2 protein-coding genes and 1 pseudogene are annotated in these 1,550 nt (G+C 72.5%); 1 reads left to right on the top strand and 2 read right to left on the bottom strand.

From position 1 onward, the window contains the following. Together FV229_RS26785 and FV229_RS26780 are read right to left on the bottom strand one after the other, a co-directional pair. Positions 1 to 212 (bottom strand): annotated as a pseudogene (locus FV229_RS26785) (hypothetical protein); the annotation flags it as partial. 74 nt (positions 213 to 286) lie between these two features. Then, on the bottom strand, positions 287 to 493 hold the full coding sequence (locus FV229_RS26780) for a DUF2842 domain-containing protein (RefSeq protein ID WP_147754807.1): 207 nt from the start codon (positions 491 to 493) through the stop codon (positions 287 to 289). A 185-nt stretch (positions 494 to 678) separates the two neighbouring features. Here FV229_RS26780 and FV229_RS26775 point away from each other — a divergent pair. Further along, positions 679 to 1,550: COX15/CtaA family protein (locus FV229_RS26775; protein WP_147754806.1), on the top strand; the 872-nt coding region annotated here is incomplete at its 3' end.

The following is a 1,550-nucleotide window of genomic DNA, read 5'->3' as shown; positions in this document are numbered from 1 at the left end:
GCGGGGGCGGGCGGGGTCTCGCCCGCCGCGTAGCCGCCGGCGACGTTCTTGGCCGCGGGGCCGAACATGGCGAGGCACTGGTTGTAGGCGAGGTCGTTCTTCAGGCGCTCGCATTCCCCGACCGAGCGCGGCGTCCCCTGGGCCTGGGCGGCGGCGCCGAGCCACAGGAGGAGCAACCCGGCGAGGGCGGGGGACGATTTCGGGAGGGGCATGAACGACATCTGCGAGGCGAGCGGCGCGGGTCGGCCGCTTCTCGCCCCCGAGTGCGGCGAAAACGCGGGCGGCCTCAGCGGTCGGGCCGTTCCATCCACTTGATCAGCGGCATCAGCGGGAAGATCCAGGCGATGCCCAGGATGCTGTAGAGCACGGTCTGGAGCAGGGGCGGGGCCTCGGCGATGCGGCTGTCGGCGAGAGCCATCGCCAGCGGCGCGTAGACGATGACGAAGCCCAGGATCCCGATCGTCCCGATCAGGGTGCGGGTGCGGCGGCGCATGCAATTCCCTCGTGCGAGCCCCGGGGGTAGCGCCGAGGCGCGACGATGGCAACGCGTCGGATCGGCGCCATCCCCTTGGCTTCCCTACGATTCGGGTGGCGTGCGGCAACGCCGGACGTTGCCGCGGGCGCCGGCTTTGCCTAACCCGGTGGCTCCCTCTCACCGATCCGAGCGACGACGCCCCGATGAGGCCTGCCGAATCCCCGCGCCGCGAAGGCGCCGTCCGCACCTGGCTCTACCTCCTCGCCGCCCTCGTGGTCGCGATGGTGGCGGTCGGCGGCGCGACGCGCCTGACCGGGTCCGGCCTGTCGATCACCGAATGGCGCCCCGTCACCGGCGTGGTGCCGCCGCTTTCGGCCGCCGACTGGGCGACCGAGTTCGAGAAGTACCGCGACACGCCCCAATACCGCATCCTCAACCAGGGCCTGGGCCTGTCCGACTTCAAGGTCCTGTACTTCTGGGAATGGGGCCACCGCCTGCTCGGGCGGATCGTCGGCCTGGTGTTCTTCCTGCCGCTGATCGCGTTCTGGTGGCGCGGCATGCTGAGCCGGCGCCTCGGGCTCGGCCTGCTGACGCTCGGAATCCTCGGGTCCGCGCAAGGGGCGATCGGCTGGATCATGGTGGCCTCGGGGCTGCAGCCCGGCATGACCGCGGTGGCGCCGATCAAGCTCGCCCTCCACCTCACCATGGCGAGCCTGATCCTGGCGGGCCTCGTGTGGCTCGCTGCCGGCGAGCGCAGCGCGGGCGTCGCCCCTGCCGCGCCGCGGCTGCGCGCGGTCGCGCTCGCCCTGCCGGCTCTGGTGCTCGCGCAGATCTTCCTCGGCGGGCTGGTGGCCGGCTCCCATGCCGGCCTCGTCCACAACACCTGGCCGACCATGGACGGCGCGCTGATCCCGCCGGCGGAGACCCTGTTCTCGGTGCGGCCCTGGATCGAGAACTTCGTCGACAACGTGACCCTGGTCCAGCTGAACCACCGGCTCACCGCCTACCTGCTCCTCGCCGTCGCCCTCGCGCACGCGGTCGACGCGCGGGTCGCCGCCCCGGGCAGCTCCGTCGC

It is taken from the genome of Methylobacterium sp. WL120 (assembly GCF_008039465.1).
Classification (GTDB): Bacteria; Pseudomonadota; Alphaproteobacteria; order Rhizobiales; family Beijerinckiaceae; genus Methylobacterium; species Methylobacterium cerastii.
This window is presented reverse-complemented; position numbering and strand designations above follow the sequence as displayed.

Bases quoted from the DNA above. Each gene is read 5' to 3' on its own strand.
- FV229_RS26780 (WP_147754807.1), bottom strand. From the start codon at position 493: ATGCGCCGCCGCACCCGCACCCTGATCGGGACGATCGGGATCCTGGGC.